The following is a 510-nucleotide window of genomic DNA, read 5'->3' as shown; positions in this document are numbered from 1 at the left end:
TGGCGGGCGTAGGTGGGGGCGTGGTAGGTCTCCTGATAGACCATGACGGCGTCGAGGCCGAGGGTTTTCAGCTCGGCATATTCGGCTTGCGAGAGGGGCTGCACCTCCATCCCTACCGTGCTGAAGTGGCGGCGGATGATGGGCATCACCTCGCGAAAATAGGCGAGCCCCACCTTGTGCTCGTGCTCGCCGGTCACCAGCAGCACGCTGTCAAAACCGCGCGCCTTGATGGCCAGACACTCGCGCTCAATCTCCTCTTTATTCAAGGTCTTGCGCTTGAGGCGGTTGCTCATGGAGAAGCCGCAGTAGGTGCAGTCGTTGGCACACAGGTTCGACAGATAGAGCGGCACATAGAAGCCGATGGTGTTGCCAAAACGCTGGCGAGTTAGCCGCTCGGCCTCGGCCGCCATCTGCGGCAGATACGCCTCGGCGGCTGGCGAGATCAGCGCCATAAAATCAGCCAAGGTGCGGCGCGGGGCACTCAGCGCCCGCGCTACATCGGCGGCAGTT

Annotated in this window: 1 protein-coding gene; it reads right to left on the bottom strand. The window is 62.5% G+C overall.

Translation table 11 applies throughout. The annotated features are described in order from the left end of the window. On the bottom strand, positions 1-510 hold a 510-nt coding region (locus CUC53_RS18430; protein WP_236757975.1), incomplete at both ends, for a radical SAM protein.

It is taken from the genome of Aeromonas cavernicola, from assembly GCF_002795305.1.
In the GTDB taxonomy this organism is placed as follows: Bacteria; Pseudomonadota; Gammaproteobacteria; order Enterobacterales; family Aeromonadaceae; genus Aeromonas; species Aeromonas cavernicola.
The sequence above is the reverse complement of the archived record's forward strand: the minus strand, read 5'-3'. Positions and strand labels throughout refer to the sequence as shown.